The sequence below is a fragment of the Cyanobium sp. N5-Cardenillas genome (assembly GCF_024345515.1).
Taxonomy (GTDB): Bacteria; Cyanobacteriota; Cyanobacteriia; order PCC-6307; family Cyanobiaceae; genus Cyanobium.
This window is the reverse complement of sequence record NZ_JAGQBG010000003.1, coordinates 1-21,060: the sequence shown is the minus strand read 5'-3', so window position 1 is coordinate 21,060 and position 21,060 is coordinate 1. Positions and strand designations below refer to the sequence as shown.

Annotated in this window: 18 protein-coding genes; 12 read left to right on the top strand and 6 right to left on the bottom strand. The window is 70.3% G+C overall.

What is annotated here, in order from left to right; all coding sequences use genetic code 11:
• Window positions 1-161 precede the first annotated feature (161 nt).
• From KBZ04_RS00525 to mscL, 6 genes are read left to right on the top strand one after another with little or no spacing between them, the layout of a single operon-like run.
• On the top strand, window positions 162-842 hold the full coding sequence (locus KBZ04_RS00525) for a type II toxin-antitoxin system prevent-host-death family antitoxin (protein WP_254989965.1): 681 nt from the start codon (window positions 162-164) through the stop codon (window positions 840-842).
• Complete coding sequence (holA, locus tag KBZ04_RS00520) at window positions 842-1,852, top strand: DNA polymerase III subunit delta (RefSeq protein ID WP_254989964.1); 1,011 nt, start codon at window positions 842-844, stop codon at window positions 1,850-1,852. Before KBZ04_RS00525 ends, holA begins: the two co-directional genes overlap by 1 nt.
• A 28-nt stretch (window positions 1,853-1,880) precedes the next feature.
• Entirely contained in the window at window positions 1,881-3,716 is a 1,836-nt protein-coding gene (locus tag KBZ04_RS00515) for an aspartate kinase (protein WP_254989963.1), read from the top strand.
• Between the two features lie 26 nt (window positions 3,717-3,742).
• On the top strand, window positions 3,743-5,554 hold the full coding sequence (locus KBZ04_RS00510) for an MBL fold metallo-hydrolase (protein ID WP_254989962.1): 1,812 nt from the start codon (window positions 3,743-3,745) through the stop codon (window positions 5,552-5,554).
• Complete coding sequence (locus KBZ04_RS00505; RefSeq protein WP_254989961.1) at window positions 5,527-6,687, top strand: PQQ-dependent sugar dehydrogenase; 1,161 nt, start codon at window positions 5,527-5,529, stop codon at window positions 6,685-6,687. The genes KBZ04_RS00510 and KBZ04_RS00505 overlap by 28 nt, the downstream gene beginning before the upstream one ends.
• Before the next feature lie 48 nt (window positions 6,688-6,735).
• Window positions 6,736-7,128: a large conductance mechanosensitive channel protein MscL gene (gene mscL / locus KBZ04_RS00500; protein ID WP_254989960.1), complete on the top strand. Its 393-nt coding sequence runs from the start codon at window positions 6,736-6,738 to the stop codon at window positions 7,126-7,128.
• Here the strand turns inward: mscL and uvrB are convergent.
• The 3 genes from uvrB to KBZ04_RS00485 are packed head-to-tail and all read right to left on the bottom strand — an operon-like array spanning window position 7,125 to window position 10,406.
• Window positions 7,125-9,134 (bottom strand): excinuclease ABC subunit UvrB, encoded by a 2,010-nt coding sequence (gene uvrB, locus KBZ04_RS00495; protein ID WP_254989959.1) that lies wholly within the window; start codon window positions 9,132-9,134, stop codon window positions 7,125-7,127. The two genes, mscL and uvrB, sit on opposite strands and share 4 nt — an antisense overlap.
• 51 nt (window positions 9,135-9,185) lie before the next feature.
• Window positions 9,186-9,608, bottom strand: coding sequence for a phage holin family protein (locus KBZ04_RS00490; protein ID WP_254989957.1), 423 nt, complete (start codon window positions 9,606-9,608; stop codon window positions 9,186-9,188).
• Between the two features lie 27 nt (window positions 9,609-9,635).
• Window positions 9,636-10,406, bottom strand: a complete 771-nt coding sequence (locus tag KBZ04_RS00485; protein ID WP_254989956.1) for a DUF561 domain-containing protein — start codon at window positions 10,404-10,406, stop codon at window positions 9,636-9,638.
• Window positions 10,407-10,429: 23 nt separating this feature from the next.
• Here KBZ04_RS00485 and tilS point away from each other — a divergent pair, with 23 nt between their 5' ends.
• On the top strand, window positions 10,430-11,461 hold the full coding sequence (gene tilS / locus KBZ04_RS00480) for a tRNA lysidine(34) synthetase TilS (protein ID WP_254989955.1): 1,032 nt from the start codon (window positions 10,430-10,432) through the stop codon (window positions 11,459-11,461).
• A complete protein-coding gene (locus KBZ04_RS00475) occupies window positions 11,454-12,140 on the top strand; it encodes a hypothetical protein (protein WP_254989954.1) in 687 nt (228 codons plus the stop codon). The genes tilS and KBZ04_RS00475 overlap by 8 nt, the downstream gene beginning before the upstream one ends.
• A gap of 60 nt (window positions 12,141-12,200) precedes the next feature.
• Here KBZ04_RS00475 and KBZ04_RS00470 read toward each other — a convergent pair whose 3' ends face one another.
• From KBZ04_RS00470 to KBZ04_RS00460, 3 genes are all read right to left on the bottom strand, one after another.
• Window positions 12,201-14,213, bottom strand: a complete 2,013-nt coding sequence (locus KBZ04_RS00470; protein ID WP_254989953.1) for a ribonuclease J — start codon at window positions 14,211-14,213, stop codon at window positions 12,201-12,203.
• A gap of 70 nt (window positions 14,214-14,283) precedes the next feature.
• Entirely contained in the window at window positions 14,284-15,213 is a 930-nt protein-coding gene (gene dapA, locus KBZ04_RS00465; RefSeq protein ID WP_254989952.1) for a 4-hydroxy-tetrahydrodipicolinate synthase, read from the bottom strand.
• Entirely contained in the window at window positions 15,210-16,292 is a 1,083-nt protein-coding gene (locus tag KBZ04_RS00460; RefSeq protein WP_254989951.1) for an aspartate-semialdehyde dehydrogenase, read from the bottom strand. Before KBZ04_RS00460 ends, dapA begins: the two co-directional genes overlap by 4 nt.
• Before the next feature lie 204 nt (window positions 16,293-16,496).
• Here KBZ04_RS00460 and tig point away from each other — a divergent pair, with 204 nt between their 5' ends.
• From tig to KBZ04_RS00440, 4 genes are all read left to right on the top strand, one after another.
• Window positions 16,497-17,978: a trigger factor gene (gene tig / locus KBZ04_RS00455; RefSeq protein ID WP_254989950.1), complete on the top strand. Its 1,482-nt coding sequence runs from the start codon at window positions 16,497-16,499 to the stop codon at window positions 17,976-17,978.
• Between the two features lie 96 nt (window positions 17,979-18,074).
• Window positions 18,075-18,740, top strand: coding sequence for an ATP-dependent Clp endopeptidase proteolytic subunit ClpP (clpP, locus tag KBZ04_RS00450; RefSeq protein ID WP_315860009.1), 666 nt, complete (start codon window positions 18,075-18,077; stop codon window positions 18,738-18,740).
• A gap of 145 nt (window positions 18,741-18,885) precedes the next feature.
• Window positions 18,886-20,259 carry an ATP-dependent protease ATP-binding subunit ClpX gene (gene clpX / locus KBZ04_RS00445; protein WP_254989949.1) on the top strand — a complete coding sequence of 458 codons (1,374 nt, stop codon included), beginning with the start codon at window positions 18,886-18,888 and terminating at the stop codon, window positions 20,257-20,259.
• A gap of 103 nt (window positions 20,260-20,362) precedes the next feature.
• A partial coding sequence (locus tag KBZ04_RS00440) for a lecithin retinol acyltransferase family protein (protein ID WP_254989948.1) occupies window positions 20,363-21,060 on the top strand: 698 nt, incomplete at its 3' end.

Genomic DNA, 21,060 nt, shown 5'->3' with positions numbered 1-21,060 from the left:
CGGCGCTCCGCGCTGCCCCGCCGGCTCGGTGATGGCCACCGGGGCGGAAAGGGCGAGGCTACGGGATGCACCCTGCCCGTGCTCCAGGTGGGCAGGGGCCTCTGCCGAGAAAATCAAAAGCTGTACATTGTGTACAGAACTCGATTTCGGCCAAGCACCCCATGGACACCCTCGGCGTCCTGGAGGCCAGGAAGCGGTTCGCCGAGCTGCTTGATCGGGCCCATGGGGGCGAAGAGACCCTGATCGCGCGCCACGGTCACCCGGTGGCGGCCCTGGTGCCGCTCTGGCGCCGCCACCGTCCCCAGCGGCAGGCCCTGATCGCCCTCAAGGGCAGCGGACGCGCCTGCTGGCCGGACACAACCAGCCAACCCGGACCGATCCAGCCCCTGGACAGCGCCGCCCACCTGACCCTCGGCTCGGCTGTGGCCGTCGACGCCACGGTGCTGATCCCTTACCTGCGCGGCGACGCCTCCAGTCGCCACTCGGAGCCCCTGATCGCCGCGATCGCCGCCGGCCACTGGCGCGGCGTGCTCAGCATGGCCACTTTGATGACGCTGATGGAAGGGCCCCTGCGCCTGGGGGACGAAGCCCTGGCCGCCCGCTATGAAGCGGTGTTCAGCGACCCCGCGGCCTGGACCCTGGTGAGTCTCACGCCCCAGGTCGCCCTGGCGGCGGCGCGCCTGCAACGGCCAGGCCTCCACGCCGCGATGGCACCCGCCATGGCACCCGAAGTCGCCCTGGAGCTGGCCTCGGCCCTGCAGGGGGGCGCCACGGCGATGATCAGCCGGGACCCCCGCCTGCTCGCCGCCTTACCCCTGCCGCCGCGGCCACCCCTGCCCTGATGCCGATTCACCTCTACTGGGGCGACGATGAAGCCGCCCGCCAGCGGGCCCTGGCGGCCCGGATCGAGGCCCTGGTGGATCCGGCCTGGGCCTCGATCAACCTCAGCCGCCTCGACGGGGCCGATCCCGGCCAGGCGGCCCAAGCCCTTGAGGAGGCCCGCACGCCCCCCTTCGGCGGCGGGGCCCGGGTGGTGGTGCTGCAGCGCAGTCCCTTCTGCCAGGCCCATCCAGCGGAGCTGGCCACCCAGCTGGAGGCTGCCCTCGAGTTGATCCCCGCCGATGGCCACCTGTTCCTGGTCAGCGAGGGCAAGCCCGACGCCCGGCTGCGCACCACCAAGCGGCTGCGGGCCGTGGCGGAGGAGCGGTCCTTCACCTTGCCACCGATCTGGGACGGGGCCGGCCAGATCGAACGGGTGGAGTGCGCCGCCCGGGAGCGGGGGCTGGCCCTGGCACCGGAGGCGGCCGAGGCCCTGGCCGAAGCGATCGGCAGCGACGGCCTGCGGCTCGCCAGCGAGCTGGAGAAGCTGGCCCTCCACGCCGGCAGCGCCGCGGGCCCCATCACGGCCGAGGCGGTGGCCGCCCTGATCGGCGGCCAGGTCACCAGCAGCCTGGCCGTGGGCGATGCCCTGCTGGCCCAGCGCCCCGCCGAGGCGATCGCCCTGGTGGAGGCCCTGCTGGAGGCCAACGAACCCGCCCTGCGCATCGTGGCGGCCCTGGCCAGCCAGATCCGGGGCTGGCTGTGGGTGTGCCTGCTGGAGCGCAGCGGCGAGCAGGACGTGGCCGTGATCGCCAAGGCGGCAGGGATCGGCAACCCCAAGCGGATCTATGTGATGCGCAAGCAGATCCGCGGCCGCACCCCCGACCAGCTCCTGGCCCTGCTGCGCCGCCTGCTCGACGTGGAGGCCGCCCTCAAGCGCGGCGCCGACCCCGGCGACGCCTTCCGGGACGGCTTCCTGCTCGCCGCCGCCCAGGGCTGGCACGACCAGCCCGGCCACGCCCCGCGTCGATAATCGAGCCCGACGCGCCGGCGACGAGCCCATGGGCCTGCTGATACAGAAGTTCGGGGGAACGTCGGTGGCCGACACCGAACGGATCCGGGCGGTGGCCCGCCGCATCGCCGCCAGCCGCGAGGAGGGCCACGAACTGGTGATCGTCGTGTCGGCCATGGGCCACACCACCGACCAGCTCACCGGCATGGCCGCCAGCCTCTGCAGCGACCCGCCACGGCGGGAGATGGACATGCTGCTGGCCACGGGGGAGCAGGTGTCGATCGCCCTGCTGTCGATGGCCCTGCACGCCGAAGGGGTGCCCGCCGTCTCGATGACCGGCACCCAGGCCGGGATCATCACCGAATCGGCCCACGGCCGGGCCCGGATCCTGGAGGTGCGCACCGAACGGCTACGCCGCCTGCTGGAGGACGGCTACGTGGTGGTGGTGGCCGGATTCCAGGGCACCAGCAGTGGCCATGCCGGCACCCCGGAGATCACCACCCTGGGGCGGGGCGGCTCCGACACCTCGGCGGTGGCGCTGGCGGCCGCCCTCGGCGCCGACGGCTGCGAGATCTACACCGATGTGCCCGGGGTGCTGACCACCGATCCCCGCAAGGTGAGCGACGCCCAGCTGATGGCGAGCGTCAGCTGCGACGAAATGCTGGAACTGGCGAGCCTCGGGGCCGCCGTGCTCCACCCCCGGGCCGTGGAGATCGCCCGCAACTACGGGGTGCCCCTTACGGTGCGCTCCAGCTGGAGCCAGGCGCCCGGCACCCGGCTCACCAGCGGTCCGGCCCGGTCGATCGGCAGTGAGGGGCTGGAGCTGGGCCGGCCCGTGGACGGGGCCGAACTGGAGGCCGACCAGGCCGTGCTGGCCCTCTCCCACGTACCCGATCAGCCCGGCGTGGCCGCCACCCTGTTCGAGGCCCTCGGCGCCGCCGGCCTGAACGTGGACCTGATCGTGCAGGCGATCCACGAGGGCGCCAGCAACGACATCGCCTTCACCCTGGCGGCGTCGGAAATGGAAGCGGCCCGCCGGGTCTGTCAGGAGGTGCTGGCCGCCATGGGGGCCGATGGGGCCCTGCTGACGGCCGAAGCGGGCATGGCCAAGCTGAGCATCGCCGGCGCCGGCATCCTGGGCCGCCCCGGCGTGGCGGCCCGCCTGTTCGACACCATGGCCCGCCTCGGCATCAACCTGCGCCTGATCGCCACCAGCGAGGTGAAGGTGAGTTGCGTGGTGGATGGCCAGCTGGGCGCCCGGGCCCTGCGGGCGGCCGGGGAGGCGTTCGAGCTGAGCGACCAGCAGCTGCGCCATGATCCACCCCCCTGCCACCTGGGCGATCCGGCGGTGCGGGGCGTGGCCCTCGACCGCGACCAGGTGCAGGTGTCGGTGCGGCGGGTGCCCGACCGGCCGGGGGCGGCCGCGGCCATCTGCCGGGCCCTGGCCGACGCCGGCATCAGCCTCGACGCCATCGTGCAGTCGGAGCGCACCCACGGCGGCCCGCAGGACCGGCGGCGGGACATGAGCTTCACCCTGCGGCGCGACGACCGGCCGGGGGCCGAGCGGGCCCTGGCCCCGATCCTGCGCCAGTGGGACGGCGCCTGCTTCGAGGAGGGTCCCGCCATCGCCAGGGTCAGCGCCGTGGGCGCCGGGATGGCCTGCACCGCCGGCACGGCGGCGCGGATGTTCCGTTCCCTGGCCGATGCGGGCATCAACATCTCCCTGATCGCCACCAGCGAGATCCGCACCAGCTGCGTGGTGGCGGAGGCGGATGGGGTGCGGGCCCTTCAGGCGGTGCACCAGGCCTTCGGCCTCGGCGGCACGGCCCGGCACGCCGCCGAGGGAACCGAAGCACCCGCAGCTGAAAGCGCCTGCCCTTCCTAGGGTTGGTGCGGCGACTGGGTGACGGCATGCTGGTCCGGTTCTGGGGAACCCGCGGTTCAATCGCCAAACCCGGCCCCGACACCTTCCGCTTCGGCGGCAACACCTCCTGTGTGGAGGTCCGCTCCGACACCGGCACCCTGCTGGTGATCGACTGCGGCACCGGCGCCCACGGCCTGGGCCAGGGTCTGATGCAGGAGCGCCCCGACGGCATGGAGGGGTCCCTGCTGATCAGCCACACCCACTGGGACCACATCCAGGGCTTTCCCTTCTTCGCCCCCTTCTTCGCCCCCGGCCACGCCTGGGACGTCTACGGGCCCAGCGGCCTCTCGGGCAGCCTGCGCAGCGTGCTCTCCGGCCAGATGCAGCACGCCTACTTCCCGGTCACCCTCGACCAGTTCGCGGCCACGATCCGGTACCACGATCTGGGCGTCGGCACCTTCCGCGTCGGCGACGTGACGGTGACGACCCACCACCTCAACCATCCCGCCCTCACCCTGGCCTACCGGCTCCAGGCCGATGGGGCCACGGTCGTCTACTGCTGCGACCACGAACCCCACGCCGCCGAGCTGGCCAGCGGCCGCGGCCCGGTGTCCGGCCCCGACCTGCACTACGCGGAGTTCATCGAGGAGGCCGACCTGGTAATCCACGACGCCCAGTACACGGCCCTGGAGTTCCCCGCCAAGCTCGGCTGGGGCCACAGCTCGGTGGAGTACGCCGTGCGCCTGTGCGAGGAGGCCGGTGTGGCCCGGCTGGTGCTCACCCACCACGATCCCCTGCGCAACGATGCGGCGATCGACCTGATCCTGGCCCGGGTGCACGCCGATCTGGCCGACCGGGGCTCCCCCCTGGAGGTGATGGCGGCCTCGGAGGGGCTGGTGCTGCGCACCTCCCCCAGCGAAGGCCCCAGCGCCGAAGCGAAGGCTGGCGGAGGCGGAAGCCAGGCGGAGACGCCCGGCGGCCCTCCGGCCCTGGTGTGGGTGGCGGACGGGGACCTGGAGGCGGCCCTCACCACCGCCCTGCGCCTGGAGGGCCTGCCCTTCCGCGTGACCGGCGATGAAGCGCAGCTGATCGAGGCCCTTGAGCAGCAGGGGGCCTCGGTGCTGCTGCTGGAACCGGTGGCCCATCCGGACGGCCCCGGTCTGACCCGCCGGCTGCGGGAGTCCCTGGGCAACGGCGTGGCCGAGACTCCTGTGCTGATGCTGGCCGCCGAAGACAGCCTGGCCCGGCTGGACGACCCCCTGGTCAGCGAGTGGCTGGTGCGGCCCATGTCCGAACGCTTCCTGCGCGCCAGGCTTCGGGCCTGGAGCCTGCGCACCCCCTGCCGCTGGCAGCGGGCCCTGCCGCCGGGGGACGAGGAGAGGCGCCTGCGACGCCTGGATGAGCTCGGCCTGCTGGACACGGAGCGGGAGGAACGCTTCGACCGCCTCACCCGGATCGCCGCCGCCGCCTTCGACGTGCCGATCGCCCTGATCAGTCTGATCGATGCGGAGCGGCAGTGGTTCAAGTCGTGCCACGGCCTGGCCACCGGCCAGACCTCCCGCGATCTGGCCTTCTGCGCCCATGCGATCGCGCAGAGGTCGGATCTGCTGGTGGCGGACACCTGGCTCGATGACCGCTTCGCGGACAACCCGCTGGTGCTGGGGGAGCCGCGCATCCGCTTCTACGCCGGCTCGCCCCTGATCCTCGACGATGGCACCTGCCTGGGCACCCTGTGTCTGATCGACACCCGGCCGCGCCAGCTCAGCAGCACCGAACTGGCCCTGCTCCACGACCTGCGCGACCTGGTGCTGCTGGAGATCTCCCCCACGCCATGGCCCGTCGCCGTTCACCGATCCTGAACGGGCTGGCGGCGCTCCTGCTGGTGCCCGCCCTCCTGGGGGGCTGCCAGCCGGCGGCCGTCTCCGCCGCGGTGCGCAGCGTGCCGGTGGTGGGGGGACTGGAGCACCCCTGGGCGGTGGCCTGGCTGCCGGACGGCGACCTGCTGATCACGGAGCGGCCGGGCCGGCTGCGCCTGGTGCGGGGCGGAGTGCTGCAACCGGAGCCGATCCGAGGTGTGCCGGAGGTGCTGGCCGCCGGCCAGGGGGGCCTGCTGGACGTGGCCGTCCATCCCGACTTCGCCACCAACCGCTGGATCTATCTCACCTATGCGGCCGGCAGCGCCGACGCCAACCACACCCGGCTGGCCCGGGCCCGCTTCGACGGACAAGCCCTCACCGACCTGCAGGTGCTGTTCGCCGTGCCGCAGCGCAAGGCAGGCAGCCAGCACTTCGGCTCCCGCCTGCTCTGGCTGCCCGATCGCACCCTGCTGCTGGCCATCGGTGATGGGGGCAATCCTCCGGTCCAGCTGGAGGGGGCCCTGATCCGCCTCCAGGCCCAGAACCCGGGCAGCGCCCTGGGCAAGGTGCTGCGCCTCAACGACGACGGCAGCCCCGCCGGGGGCACCCCCTTCGCCGGCAGGCCCAACGCCCTGCCGGGGCTGTGGAGCCTCGGCCACCGCAACATCCAGGGTCTGGCCCTCGATCGCCGCCATGGCCGGGTCTGGGCCAGCGAACACGGCGCCAGGGGCGGCGACGAACTCAACCGGATCGAGGCCGGGGTGAACTACGGCTGGCCGACGGTGACCCACAGCCGCGAGTACTTCGGCCCCGCCATCGCACCGGCCAGCAGTGCCCCGGGCCTGCGCGATCCGGCGCTGGTCTGGACGCCCGCCATCGCGCCCTCCGGCCTGGCGCTCTACGACGGCGATCGCTATCCGGGCTGGCACGGCGATCTCTTCGCCGGCGGACTGGTGTCGCAGCAGGTGCATCGCCTGCGCCCCAATCCGAACGGATCGGTGACACCGCAGCAGCAGATTCCCATCGGCAACCGGGTGAGGGACGTGCGCCAGGGACCGGACGGATTCCTGTATGTCCTGACGGACGGGGCCGGCGATGGCCAGCTGCTCCGCCTGGAACCCTTGGGACCGCGTTAGTCCCCCTGGCCATGCGGTAGGAAAGGGCATCCTTCACGAACGATGTCCATGGCCCGGCGCGCCGCCAGCTCCTTTCTGAGCGACTTCAAGGACTTCATCAACAAGGGCAATGTGGTCGATCTGGCGGTGGCCGTGGTGATCGGCGGTGCCTTCGGCAAGGTGGTCGATGCGATCGTCAGCCTGGTGATGACGAGCCTGCTGGAGCCGGCCCTGAAGGCAGCGCAGGTGAATTCGATCAGCGCCTGGCCCGCCGGGGCGGTGATCGTGGCCCTGATCAACTTCCTGGTGATCGCCTTCGTGGTGTTCCTGATCGTACGGACCATCGAAGCGATGAAACGCCAGGAGGAGATCAAGGCCGCCGATGCCGGACCCGACCCCCAGGCCGAACTGGCTGCCGCCGCCAACCGCCTGGCCGAAGCCCTGGATCGGCGGGCGCTCTAGGCCGCCGGCCGGCCCACCAGCTTCTGGCGCAGGTGCTTGATGCGATCGCGCAGGTTGGCGGCCTCCTCGAACTCCAGGCTCTTCGCCGCCACCTTCATCTTCTCCTCCAGCTGCCTGATCAGTTCGGGCAGCGCATCGAGCGAGACCGCGTTGTGCTCGGCCTGGTCGGCCGCCTCCTCCAGCTGGTCGTCGGTGAGGCGGCGGGAGAGCTCGAGGAAGCTGAGGATCGCGTTGCCCGCCCGCTTGCCGGCGGGGGTGGGGGTGATGCCGTGGCGTTCGTTGTAGGCGTGCTGGATCACGCGGCGCCGTTCCGTCTCGGAGATCGCCTTGGCCATCGAGTCGGTGAGGTTGTCGGCATAGAGGAGGGCGACCCCATCGATGTGGCGCGCCGCCCGGCCGATCGTCTGGATCAGGGAGCGTTCCGCCCGCAGGAAGCCCTCCTTGTCGGCGTCGAGGATCGCCACCAGGGACACCTCGGGCAGGTCGAGGCCCTCCCTCAGCAGGTTGACCCCGACGAGCACGTCGTAGGCACCGTTGCGCAGGTCCTGAATGATCTCGATCCGTTCGATCGAATGGATCTCCGAGTGCAGATAGCGCACCCGCACCCCGTTCTCGGCCAGGTAATCGGTGAGATCTTCCGCCATCCGCTTGGTGAGGGTGGTGACCAGCACCCGCTCCTGACGCTCGGCCCGCACCCGGATCTCGCCGAGCAGATCATCGATCTGGCCCTCGGAGGGGCGCACCTCCACGATCGGGTCGAGAACACCGGTGGGGCGGATCACCTGCTCCACCACCTGGCCCTGGCTCTGGGCCAGCTCCCAGGCGCCGGGGGTGGCCGAAACGAAGATGGTCTGCCGCGCCTTCTCCCAGAACTCGTCCCCCTTGAGGGGTCGGTTGTCGGCAGCGCTGGGCAGGCGGAAGCCGTGCTCAATCAGCACCTGCTTGCGGCTCTGGTCGCCGTTGTACATGGCCTGCAGCTGGGAGCAGGTGACATGGCTTTCATCCACCACCAGCAGCCAGTCGTCGGGGAAGTAATCGATCAGGCACTCGGGCGGCGTGCCGGCCTCCCGGCCCGCCAGGTGCCGGGCGTAGTTCTCCACCCCGTTGCAGTAGCCCACCTGCTCCAGCATCTCCAGGTCGTAGGTGGTGCGCTGCTCCAGGCGCTGGGCCTCCAGCAGCCGACCCTGGCCATTGAGCACATCCAGGCGTTCGCGCAGCTCGGAGCGGATCGCCTGGATCGCCCCCTGCAGCCGCTCCTTGGGCGTCACGAAGTGCTTGGCCGGGTAGATGTTGATGGTCTCCAGGCTCTGGAGGATTTCGCCGGTGGTGGGATCCACGTAGCGGATCGCCTCCACTTCATCGCCGAACAGCTCGATCCGCACCAGCCGGTCTTCGTAGGCGGGTCCGATCTCGAGCACATCGCCCCGCACCCGGAAGCGGCCGCGGCTGATCTCGATGTCGTTGCGGGAGTACTGGTTGTTGACCAGATCCCGGAGCGAACCGCGCAGATCGAGTTTGTCGCCCACCTCAAACCTGACGGCGGCCTTGAGGTATTCCGAAGGGATGCCCAGGCCGTAGATGCAGCTGATCGAGGCCACCACGATCACATCACGCCGCTCGAACAGGGAGCGGGTGGCCGAGTGCCGCAGCATGTCGATCTCCTCGTTGATCGAGGCGGTCTTGGCGATGTAGGTGTCCGAGACGGGAACGTAGGCCTCGGGCTGGTAGTAGTCGTAATAGGAGATGAAGTATTCGACGGCATTGTTGGGGAAGAATTCCCGCAGCTCGTTGCAGAGCTGGGCCGCCAGCGTCTTGTTGTGGGCCAGCACCAAGGTGGGACGCCCCGTACGGGCGATCACGTTGGCGATCGAAAAGGTCTTGCCGGTGCCGGTGGCCCCCAGCAAGGTCTGGAAGCGTTCCCCGGCGTCAACGCCCTTCACCATCGCTTCGATGGCGGTGGGTTGGTCACCCTTGGGGACGTAGGGGGCGTGCAGCTGGAATGGCATCGGGCCATTCTGGCGTTCACCCCCGGGGAACGGCTCGGCGGGGAAAACCGATCAGCCCACCCCGGAGGCCGCCGCCATCGCCCTGGTGAGCGGCACATCCAGACCCAGCCAGCCCAGCACCAGGCTGCTCAGCACGCTGTAGGCCAGCGCGCCGAGGATGGCGCTGATCAGGCCGTTCTGCAGGCGGAAACCCTTGATCAACCAGGCGGCCAGGCCGAACAGGATGATGGTGATGAGCCAGTTGAACAGGAACGACACCGGGCTGATGATGCCCCCCAGGGAGGTGACAGCCCAGATCGGCCCGAGAATCAGCTTCAGCGGCCAGATCAGCAGCGTGCCCAGCAGACCGATGACGACGGCCGACAGGAGGGCGACCGGGAAGCTCGCCATCTCCACCCCGAGGGGCAACCGCGCCACCAGGAGCAGGATGAGGGCCCGGATCGGCCATTGCAGGAGCCAGACAAGCGAGCCCATGGAAGGAAATGCAGCAGCGCGATCAGTTTACTGAGGCCGTTCACCGTGAACCACAGCCGCCACTGGCATCGCTTCCCGCAGGGCACGCACCACCGCCACCATGGCGAGTTCATCGTCGAGGCGGTTGACGGCGGAGCCCACGCCGACACCGGCGGCACCGGCGGCGAGGGCCATCGGCACCGTGACGGCCGACAGACCGGAGGCACACAACACCGGCACGTCCACCGCCCGGCTGATGGCATGGGCGGCCGCCAAGGTCGGGGCGGCCTTTTCGATCAGTCCCAGGGCGCCGGCACTGAGGGGACGGGAGCTGGTTCCGCCCTCGGTCTGAATCAGGTCGGCGCCCGCGGCCACCAGCTCCACCGCCAGCCGTTCCTGGGCAGCGAGGGGCAGGGTGTGGGGCACGGTGACCGACAGCACCGTCTCCGGCAGGAGCTCACGGGTGCGGCGGGTGAGCGCCAGCACCTCGTCGGCACCGAAGACGCGCCCCTGGGGATAGAAGCTGTCGTAGTTGCCGATCTCCACCAGGGCCGCTCCGGCCTCCACGGCTGGGGGGAACAGGGCCGGATCCACCGCCGAGACGCAGATCGGCAGCTGCGGTGCCAGGCCATGGGCCAGACGCACCAGGGCGGGCTCACAGGCCAGATCCACCAGATCGGCGCCACCGGCGGCCGCGGCCCTGACCACCTGCCGCACCCTGGCCGCGTCGAAGTTATCCAGTCCGGCGATGACCTTCAGCGTGCGCCCCTGGCGGATTGCCTGCTGCAGGGCGGTGGGCAGGCTGGAGAGGCGGGTCATCGGCGGACGGACGGAAGCGTGACGTGATTCTCCCACCCGACCCAAGTCAGCCGCGGCGGCCCTGGGGAAGCGACCAGACACGCCTGCACCGCCACCTGCTGCGGCACCCCGGCCTGCTGCCGGCGGGGGCGTCCCTGCTGCTGGCCGTGTCCGGCGGGCAGGATTCGATGGCCCTGGTCACCCTCCTGCGCGACCTGCAGCCTCTGCATGGCTGGCGTCTGCAGCTGTGGCACGGCGACCACGGCTGGCGCCACGACGCCGCACGCCAGGCCAGGGAACTGCAGCAATGGGCCGGTGGCCAGGGACTGGACCTGCAGCTCGATCGGGCCGATCCGGTTCCGCTCAGCGAAGCCGAGGCCCGCGCCTGGCGCTACGGGCGCCTGGCCGAGGCGGCGCTCCGCTGGCACTGCACGCACGTGGTCACGGGCCACACCGCCAGCGACCGGGCCGAAACGGTGCTGCTCAACCTGGCCAGGGGCAGCCACCTGCGGGGTCTCTCCAGCCTGCGGGCCAGTCGGCCCCTGGGCCCGGAAGCCGGTGCCCTGCGGCTGGCCCGCCCCCTGCTGGTGTTTGATCGCGCCGACACCGGCCGCCTCTGCCGGGAGCGCCATCTGCCCGTCTTGGAGGACAGCAGCAACGCCGACCTGCGCTTCGCCCGCAACCGACTGCGCGCCGAGGTGATGCCGGTGCTGGAGGCCCTCCACCCGGGAGCCAGCCGGCGGATCAGTGCCCAGGCGGAGCGGCTGGAGCAGCAGTTTGAAGCGGAAACGGACCTGCTGGAGCTGGCCCTGGGGGCCCTGGAGGCCGACGGGACTCCCGGTCGGCTGCAGCGCGGTCGGCTGCTCAGCCTGGCCCAGGCCAGCCAGCGCCGGTTGCTGCAGCACTGGCTGCAACGCCACCTGGGCAGCCCCCCGGGTGCGAAGAACCTCGAAACCCTGGTGAGCCGTTTGGCCCGCGGGGGGGATCCTGGCCGCCTGGATCTGGCCGGAGGATGGCAACTGCACTGGGATCGCAGCACACTGTGGGTCCGAACTCCGGACGCGCTCCATGGCTGAGACCACCGCCAACGAAGCCGCCCAGCGCTACGCGGTGATCGAGCAGGCCTACTCGAAGGAACAATGGGCCACCGTTCTGCAGGACGGGGAGGAGCTGCTGCAGCAGCTGCAGTCATCGGACAACACCCAGGTCGTCGGGCTGCAGATGCGGCTGCAGCTGCTGCTGGGTCATACCCACCTCTACGGCTACTCCGACAAGACCGCTGCCGCTGGGTACTACGGAGCGGTGGCGGCCCAGAGCAGCGAAGCCGCCCTCACCAGGATCGCCGAGCAGGGCTTGAAGCAGTGCGCGATTGAAGAGACGCCCGCCGTGCCGGCCACGGCGGCAGCCGCGACAGCCCTGATTGCGCCCACCTCCGCCTCACCCGGCCAGGCGGTGACCGGCGCCGCGGCCCCATGGCTGGGCCAGTCGCCGGCCACCCCAGCCCCCAGCGGCGGTCTGGAGGCGGTGGAGCCGAGCGGGGAGGCTCCGGCTGCGTCACCAGCCGCCCCCTGGAGCGAGCCCTCGTTGATTCCGGATGTGGTGGAGGAGCCCGAACTGATCGAACTGCACCAGTCCGATCCGTCCCTGGCGGAGGACGTGGAGCTCGCCTGGAAGGAACCCGTCAGCGCCACGGCGTCCGAGGACAAGGCCGATGAGGACCTGCTCGGTGGCCTGATGCTGGTCAGCATCGGCTGAGGCCCAGGCAACCCCGCAGCCGGGGCCCCGGGCGGGCCCCGGGCGGAGGGTGTACGGCGATCAGCCGGCGGAGGCGGCGGAGCGGCGGCGGCGAACGCGACCGGTGGGTTCCGGCTCCTCAGGGGGGGCCTTGCTGACAACCGTTGCAGGCGCTGGGGCCGGCGCCGCGATGGTGGCCGCCGGCACCGCAGCGGTGGCGGCCGTCACCAGCTGGCGCTGGGGCACGGCGGCGGCCGCCTGGCGTCCGCCCCCATCCCTGCGGCCGCCGCGGGGCGCCGGCCGGGTATCGGGCTCAGCATCGGCCCGGCCCTTGTAGGCCGGGGTGCCGGCGGGGGCAGGCTGCACCAGGCAGATGATCAGCGGGTCCACCTGCAGCTCGCGGCGCAGGCGGCGCTGCAGGCCCACCTCCACCTCCCGCTGCACGCCCACCCAGTCGACATCGGGGGCCTTGCCGCCCGTGTTGCGGGCCAGCTGGTTCCAGCGGTTCTCCAGCACCCAGGTGATCTCCCGCTCGGCCCAGACGGACAGCTTGCGGGCATCGGCGGCGGTGACCACACCACGCAGATTCACCCGCGGCGGCGCCGCCATCACGCCGTCGGTGGTGATCACCGCCAGCAGGGTGATGACACCGTCCTCGGCCAGCTGCTGGCGTTCCTTGAGCACCCGGGCATCGACGATGCCGTTGCGGGAGGCGTCGAGCAGCTCGATGCCGGCCTTCACCGGTTCGCCCTTGTTGATGGTGTCGGGAGTGAGTTCGACCACGTCGCCGTTGTCGATGATCAGGATGTGATCGGCCGGCACACCCATCGACTGGGCCGTCTTGGAATGGCAGACGAGCATGCGGTGCTCACCGTGCACGGGCACGAAGAATTTCGGCTTGGCCAGCGCCAGCATCAGCTTGTGGTCCTCCTGGCAACCGTGGCCGGAGACGTGGATGCCCTCGCCCTTGCCGTAGACGACCTTGGCTCCCATCATCATCAGCCGGTCGATGGTGTTCACCACCGAGATGGTGTTGCCGGGGATCGGACTGGCCGAAAAGATGATCGTGTCGGTGGACTTCACCTGCACCTGGGGATGCTCGCCGCGGGAGATGCGGCTGAGGGCCGCCAGCGGTTCGCCCTGGCTGCCGGTCATCAGCAGCAGGGTTTCCCGGTCGGGCAGGTCGCGGATCTGCTTGATGGGAACGAACAGATCATCGGGGGCACGCATGTAGCCGAGCTCCCGGGCCTTGGCGATCACGTTGAGCATGGAGCGGCCCAGCAGCCCCACCTTGCGGCCGTTCTTCATCGCCAGTTCCAGGATCATCGACACCCGATGAATCGAGCTGGCGAAGGTGGTGATGATCACCCGGCCTTCCGCCTGGCTGATGTGGCGATCCAGGTTCGGAAACACGGCCCGCTCGGGAGGGGTGAAACCGGGGATCTCGGCGTTGGTGGAATCGCTGAACAGGCACAGCACCCCCTGTTCGCCGTAGTGGGCCAGGCGCTGCAGGTCGAAGGCCTCGCCGTCCACGGGGGTGTGGTCGAACTTGAAGTCGCCGGTGAAGATGATCACACCAACGGGGGTGGTGATGGCCAGCGTGAAGCTGTCGGCCATCGAGTGGGTGTTACGGATGAACTCCACCTTGAAGTGCTGGCCGACGTGCACCACATCACGCGGACCGACCGTCTGGATGGTGGTGCGGTCGGTGACGCCCGCCTCCTCCATCTTTCCCTGAAGCATCGACATCGCCAGCCGCGGGCCGTAGATGATCGGGATGTTGAAGTTCTTGAGGTGGTGGGGAATACCGCCGATGTGATCTTCGTGGCCGTGGGTGACCACCATGCCGCGGATGCGCTTCTGGTTCTCGCGCAGGTAGCTGGTGTCGGGCATCACCACGTTGACGCCGTGCATGCCGTCGCTGGGGAACGCGAGGCCGGCATCGACAAGCATCAGCTCATCGCCGTATTCGAAGACGCAGGTGTTCTTGCCGATCTCGTGCAGGCCGCCCAGCGGAATGACGCGCAGGCCCTGGTGCTTGGCTTTGGCGCCGTTGCCGGAGCGGACGATGGGATTGACGTTCTGACTGGACATGTAGGAAAGGAAAGGGTTGGCAGTGGGAAGGAACGGGAAGCGGATGTGACTCTGGAAATCAGCCTTGGCGTCAGGTGGGACGCAGGGCGGCCAGGATCGAGGAAAGGCGCTGTCGCACGTCGGTATCGGCGGAAAGAAGGGGAAGTCGGGGGGCACCCACCGGCCAGCCGCTGATCTCCAGGGCGGCTTTGACGGGAATGGGATTGGTGGTGCAGAACAACGCCCGGCACAGGGGCAGCAGCTGCTGGTGCGCGTCCAGGGCGGCGGCGACGTCGCCGCTCAGGTGGGCCAGGAGCATCGCCCGGATCCTGGGGCCCACCAGGTGGCTGGCCACGCTCACCACACCCACGGCACCCACCGCCAGCATCGGCAGGGTGAGGGCGTCATCGCCGCTGTAGATCGCCAGGCGGTTGCCGCAGAGTTCCCGCAGCCGGCTGACCTCTTCGGTGGTGCCGCTGGCGGCCTTGAAAGCCACCACGTTGGCCTGATCCAGCAGGCGGGCGGTGGTGTCCGGCGCCAGGCTGCAGCCGGTGCGGCCCGGGATGTTGTATAGCATGAGCGGCAGCTCAGGAGCGGCCTGGGCCACGGCCCGGAAATGGGCTTCCAGGCCCTCCTGGGGCGGCTTGTTGTAGTAGGGCACCACCACCAGGGCGCCATCGGCGCCGAGGGCGGCCGCCTCACCGGTGGCCTCCACCGCCTCGGCGGTGCAGTTGCTGCCGCTGCCCGCCAGCAGGCGGGCGCGCGTGCCAACGGTGCCCTTCACGGCGGCGAACAGCTCGTGCTGCTCCTGCCAGGTGAGGGTGGGGGATTCGCCGGTGGTGCCGCACAGCACCAGGCCATCGGATCCGTTGCTGACCAGATGGTCCGCCAGCCGGGCCGCCAGCTCGAGATCGACGCCACCGTCCGGTTGGAAGGGGGTCACCATGGCGGTGAGCAGGCGGCCGAAGGGGGCCTCAGGGGAGGGGGCCGTGCTCGGCGCCTGCAGGGTGGCCGTGCTCAAACGGCACCTCCCTGGCCCGCAGCCGCCGTGGCCGGTTCGCGCAGCAGTTCGGCGATCTGGATGGCATTGAGGGCCGCCCCCTTGCGGATCTGGTCGCCGCAGAGCCACAGCTCCAGGGCCCGGGGATCGCTGAGGTCCTGGCGGATGCGGCCCACGGCCACCGGATCCCGGCCGGTGACGTCGGTGGGCATGGGGAAGCGGTTGGTCCCGAAGTTCTCGATCAGCTCGACGCCAGGGGCGGCCGCCAGCAGGGCGCGGGCCTCCTCCACGGGAAACGGCTCCTCGAATTCGATGTTGACGGCTTCGGAATGGGCCCGCAGGACCGGCACCCGCACGCAGGTGGCCGTGAGGCGCAGATCGGGCAGGCCCATGATCTTGCGGGTTTCGTGGAGCATCTTGAGCTCCTCCTCGCAGTAGCCGCTGGGCTCCAGGGGTGAGTTGTGCAGGAAGAGGTTGAAGGCCAGCGAATGGGGCAGCACGGCGCTCACCGGCTCGCCGCCATCGAGCACGGTGCGGCTCAGCTGGCGCAGCTCCTCCATGGCGCGGGCGCCGGCGCCGCTGGCCGACTGGTAGGTGCTGACGACCACCCGGCGGATCGGGCGCCGGGCCGCCAGGGGGGCCAGGGCCAGGGTCAGCAGGATCGTGGTGCAGTTGGGATTGGCGATGATCCCGCCGTGGGTGAAGGCGGCCTCGGGATTCACCTCGGGCACCACCAGGGGCACCGCCGGATCCATGCGGAAGGCACTGGAGTTGTCGATCACCACAGCGCCGGCCGCCACCGCCACCGGGGCCCACTGCCGGGACACCGAACCCCCGGCCGAGGCCAGCACCAGGTCGACGCCCTCGAAGGCTTCTGGGCCGACGGGGCGCACCTGGAGGTGGTCACCCCGCCACTCGAGTGCCTGGCCGGCGGAGCGGGGGGACGCCAGCGGCACCAGCTCCGCCACCGGGAAGCCCCGTTCCTGCAGCAGGGCCAGGAGCTCCTGGCCCACGGCTCCCGTGGCGCCGAGGATGGCGATGCGCAGCGGCCTCGAAGGCAGCTGGCGGGGAGGGGAGGACAGGGTCGCTGAGACGGTCAACGGGGGGAAAGGAACAGGTGGCGGGACGGGGTCGGGTAGGGGACTGCGGAGACGGGACCCTGAAACAAAACCGCCGGCCAGAGGCCGGAAAGCAGCGTTCAGTTGGGGATATGGGCGCGCCGTTGCGTCGATCGCACAATACGTGGCAGAGGCCCGAAACGGCCAGTTTCTAGGATGGGGGGCTGCCCCGAGCGAAACCGTTTCATGAGCCCTGCCGCCAGCACCGAAGCCAACCTCCGGGTGACCACCTCCCCCCGTCCCGGAAGCCGCCTGGCGGTGGAGGTCGCCGTGCCTGCGAGGCGCAGTCAGAAGAGCTACGACGCCGCCCTGGAGAAGCTGAGCCGCAGCGTCAAACTGCCCGGTTTCCGCAAGGGACGGGTGCCCCGGCCAGTGCTGCTGCAGCAGATCGGACCGCTGCGCATCCGCGCCACCGCCCTCGAGGACCTGGTGGACGCGGTCGTGCGGGAGGCGATGCAGCAGGAGGCCATCGAGGCCATCGGCCGGCCCGAGCTGAACGAGGCCTTCGAGCTGGTCCTGCAGCGCTTCAACCCGGGCGAGGAGCTCACGATCACCCTGGAGATGGACGTGGAGCCCATCCCCACCCTGCGCAGCACCAAGGGCTTCACGGCCGAAGCCGAGCCGGTGCTCTTCGACCCCGCCCGGGTCGACGAGCTGATCGAGCAGTCGCGCCGCCAGCTGGCCACCCTGGTGCCGGTGGAGGATCGGGCCGCCGCCGAGGGTGACGTGGCCCACATCGCCTTCAGCGGCAGCTTCGTCGACAACGGCGAGGCCATCGAGGGCGGCAGCAGCGACGGGATGGAAGTGGAGCTGGAGGAGGGCCGCATGATCCCCGGTTTCGTGGCCGGCATCATCGGCATGGCCGTCGGCGACAGCCGCGACGTGAGCTGCCGCTTCCCCGACAGCTACCCCCAGGAGCAGGCGGCAGGCCGGGAGGCCCTGTTCGCCATCACCCTGCTGGAACTCAAGACCCGGGAACTCCCCGCCCTCGACGATGCCTTCGCCCAGCAGGCCAGCGACAAGCCGACCCTGGCCGAACTGCGCGCCGACCTGGAGCAGCGCCTGCGGGAGGACGCCGAGCGCCGCCATCGGGCCAACCGCCACGAAGCCCTGCTGACGGTGCTGGTGGAGCAGCTGGAGGTGGAACTGCCCGAGACCCTCATCCAGCAGGAGGTGCGCAACCTGATCGAGCAGACCGCCGGCCAGATCTCCCAGCAGGGCATGGATGTGAAAAAGCTGTTCACCCCCGATCTGGTGCGCAGCCTCATGGACACCTCCCGGCCCGAGGCCGAGCAGCGGCTGCGCCGCACCCTGGCGCTCAAGGCGCTGGCCGCCGCCGAGAAGATCGAGGTGGCCGCCGCCGACCTGGAGGCCAAGCTGAGCGAGATCCGCCAGGGCCTGAGCGACGGCGGCGCCATCGACCAGGAGCGGCTGCGGCTGGCCGTGGCCGAGGATCTGCTCAGGGAGCAGCTGCTGGAGTGGCTGGAGGCCAACAGCACGATCACCGACAAGGCGCCGGCGGCTGAGGAGGCCCCAGACCCCAGCGACACCTCCGGCGAATCCGCCACGGAGAAGCGGCCCAAAGCCGCGAAGGCCGCCGCGAAAACGAAGAAGGGCGCCGCCGCTGCCGGGGGCAGCAAGGCTCAGGAGGAAGGCACCCACCCATAGATTGAAGCCACTCCCCCCGTCCGCCAGCGAATCCGCGTGATCGACGCCCCCTCGCCCCTGATCCCCGACTGGCTGTCGGGATCTCGGCCCCACCCCGTGAGCAACCTCTGGCAGGGGCCGCTGCCCTGGAACGGCGTGGCCGCTCCAAGCCCCTCCGCCGCTCCCGGGGTGCTGCCCACGGTGGTGGAGCAGTCCGGCCGCGGCGACCGGGCCTTCGACATCTATTCCAGGCTGCTGCGGGAGCGGATCATCTTTCTCGGCACCGGCATCGACGATCAGGTGGCCGACTCCCTGGTGGCCCAGCTGCTGTTCCTGGAAGCCGAGGATCCCGAGAAGGACATCCAGATCTACATCAACTCCCCGGGCGGTTCGGTGACCTCCGGCCTGGCGATCTACGACACCATGCAGCAGGTGGCGCCGGATGTGGTGACCATCTGTTACGGCCTTGCCGCCAGCATGGGGGCCTTCCTGCTCACGGGAGGGGCCCCCGGCAAACGGATGGCCCTGCCCAATGCCCGGATCATGATCCACCAGCCCCTCGGGGGCGCCCAGGGCCAGGCCGTCGACCTCGAGATCCAGGCCCGCGAGATCCTGTTCCTGAAGGACACGCTCAACGGACTGATGTCCGAGCACACCGGCCAGCCGCTGGACAAGATCGCTGAAGATACCGACCGCGACTACTTCCTTTCCCCGGCGGAAGCGGTTGAATACGGACTCATCGACCGGGTGGTCGATGACGCCCCAGCCCCTGCCGTCCCCTAGGTCGTCGCAGCCCCAACGCCCCTCCACCACCGGTCCGAACCTCAGGAACGACTGACAAAACGACGGCTGGGGTCGATCCTGGGGGCCGGGCTTCCACCAACCCCTCCCCTGGGCGACCACCGCCGCTCCCGCCGCTTCCTCGCCGATGGCCAAGTTCGACGCCCATCTGAAGTGCTCTTTCTGCGGCAAGTCCCAGGAACAGGTGCGCAAGCTGATCGCCGGGCCGGGCGTCTACATCTGCGACGAATGCATTGATCTCTGCAACGAGATCCTCGATGAGGAACTCGTTGAACACCACGGTCCCGGGCCCCAGGGCAGACCCGTCGCCGATGGCGGCCGCAAGACCCCGGCGAAGAAATCGGCCAAACCCGCCCCCACCCTGGCCACCATCCCCAGGCCCCAGGAGATCAAGACCTTCCTCGACCAGCAGGTCGTGGGCCAGGAGGAGGCCAAGAAGGTGCTGGCCGTGGCCGTCTACAACCACTACAAACGCCTGGCCTGGCAAGGGGACGGCAAGGGGGAGACGGACCAGACCGCCACCCGGCTGCACAAGTCGAACATCCTGCTGATCGGGCCCACCGGCTGCGGCAAGACGCTCCTGGCCCAGTCCCTGGCGGAGATGCTCGACGTGCCCTTCGCCGTGGCCGATGCCACCACCCTCACCGAAGCCGGCTATGTGGGCGAGGACGTGGAGAACATCCTGCTGCGCCTGCTCCAGAAGGCCGACCTGGACGTCGAACAGGCCCAGCGGGGCATCGTCTACATCGACGAGATCGACAAGATCGCCCGCAAGAGCGAAAACCCCTCGATCACCCGTGACGTCTCCGGTGAAGGGGTCCAGCAGGCCCTGCTCAAGATGCTGGAGGGCACCGTCGCCAACGTGCCCCCCCAGGGCGGCCGCAAGCACCCCTACCAGGACTGCATCCAGATCGACACCAGCCAGGTGCTGTTCATCTGCGGTGGCGCCTTCGTGGGTCTGGACGACCTGGTCCAGAAGCGGATGGGCCGCAACGCCATCGGCTTCCTGCCCGCCGACGGCCGCAGCCGGGTGCGATCCGGCAAGGACAAGCAGTCGAGCGAAGTGATGCGTCACCTCGAACCGGAGGATCTGGTGCGCTATGGCCTGATTCCCGAGTTCATCGGCCGGCTGCCGGTGAGCGCGGTGCTCGAACCCCTCGACACCAGCGCCCTGGAGGCGATCCTCACCGAACCGCGGGACGCCCTGGTCAAACAGTTCCAGACGCTGCTCAGCATGGACAACGTGCGGCTCGAGTTCGAACCGGGCGCCGTCGAGGCCATCGCCGCCGAAGCCCATCGCCGCAAAACCGGCGCCCGGGCCCTGCGGGGCATCGTCGAGGAGCTGATGCTCGACGTCATGTACGACCTGCCCTCCCGCCGCGATGTGCAGACGTTCACCATCACCAGGGAGCTGGTGGAGCAGCGCAGCAAGGCCAAGGTGCTGCCGATCAGTGCCGCCGCCGACCTCGACGGCCACAGAGGTGAACAGGCCACGGCCTGAGGTGCCCCCTGCAGAGGCGCCACGGAGCGGCCATCCGTACCCGGCGCCTTCCCGTAGCAGCACCGCCACGGCGCGAAGCTGAAGCTTCTTTTGTTGCCACGCCTTGGCCGCCGCCGATCACCTGCAGGCCCCCCGCCAGCACGGCCTGTTCCTGCACCACGGCATCGACCTGGGGGATGGCACGGTGGCCCACTACCTGGAGGGAAGGGAGATCCTGCGCAGCCCCCTGCAGGACTTCAGCCGCGGGGAGCCCATCAGCGCCGTGAGCTACCCAGAGGGTGCCTGCTCGCCGGTGGGGGTGACCCTGCGGCGGGCCATGGGCCGCATCGGCGAGCAGCGCTACAACCTGCTGTTCAACAACTGCGAGCACTTCGCCCACTGGTGCAAGACCGGTCGGCACCGCAGCGCCCAGGTGGAGGACTGGCTGCACACGGGCAGCCTCGGCGCCCTGGCCCTGGGCCAGTTCGTGCCGGCCGCCGTGCTCACCGGGGCACGGGTGCTGCTGCGCCAGGGCCAGTCCCTCAGCGAGACCCTGGCCACAGCACTCGACCCCGAACAGCTGGCCAGGGGCAGGGAGCTGGCCCGGCGCAGCCTGCAGCAGCTCGATGGCCTGCGGCTGTGGTTGCAGGAACGCCTGGAAGAGGAGCTCGCCCGGGCCGAACGGCGCTGGGGCGAAGGCAATGGGGCCATCACGACGGGCGCCGACCGTTTCGATCAACTGCGCCTCGCCGGGCAGAACCTGGCCGACCAGCTGGCCGCGGTGGAGGAGATGGAGGACAGGCTGCAGCGCCTGCTGGAGCC